The organism is Vreelandella sulfidaeris, from assembly GCF_042429665.1.
GTDB lineage: Bacteria > Pseudomonadota > Gammaproteobacteria > Pseudomonadales > Halomonadaceae > Vreelandella.
Genome location: NZ_JBHMAC010000001.1, coordinates 1 through 636 on the forward strand (window position 1 = coordinate 1; position 636 = coordinate 636).

Annotated in this window: 1 protein-coding gene; it reads right to left on the bottom strand. The window is 65.6% G+C overall.

All coding sequences use genetic code 11. The features are described from left to right. A partial coding sequence (locus ACFFLD_RS00005; RefSeq protein ID WP_386072405.1) for a hypothetical protein occupies nt 1-636 on the bottom strand: 636 nt, incomplete at both ends.

The following is a 636-nucleotide window of genomic DNA, read 5'->3' on the forward strand; positions in this document are numbered from 1 at the left end:
CCGGGTCGGTGACCGTGGCGGTGACACTGAGGGCCGTGTCGCTCGCCTCAAGGTCGGTGATCGTGACAGTCAGGCCGTCGTCGAGCATGGCTTGGGTGACGTCGCCATTGAACAGCTCGTTGCCTTTGCCGTCGGTGACCACCAGGGTATCGCCCACCGCGGTGCCCTCGCCGAGTGTGACCGTGGCGTTAACACCGCTGCTGATTTCGTCAGCGCTGTAGATATCGCCACTGGCGTCTTCAAGCGCCACACTGACTGCCGGGGCGGTGGCGTCGATCACGCCGTTATCGGTGGCGGTGTCGCTGTTACCGGCCGGGTCAGTGACCGTGGCGGTGACGCTGAGCGCCGTGTCGGTGTTATCCAGGTCGGTGATCGTGACGGTCAGGCCATCGTCGAGCATGGCTTGGGTCACGTCGCCATTGAACAGCGCGTTGCCCTTGCCGTCGGTGACCACCAGGGTGTCGCCCACCGCGGTGCCCGCGCCGAGCGTGACCGTGGCGTTAACGCCGTTGCTGATTTCGTCGGCGCTGTAGATGTCGCCCGTAGCGTCTTCGAGTTCAACGCTGACCGCCGGGGCGGTGGCGTCGATCACGCCGTTATCGGTGGCGGTGTCGCTGTTACCGGCCGGGTCAGTGA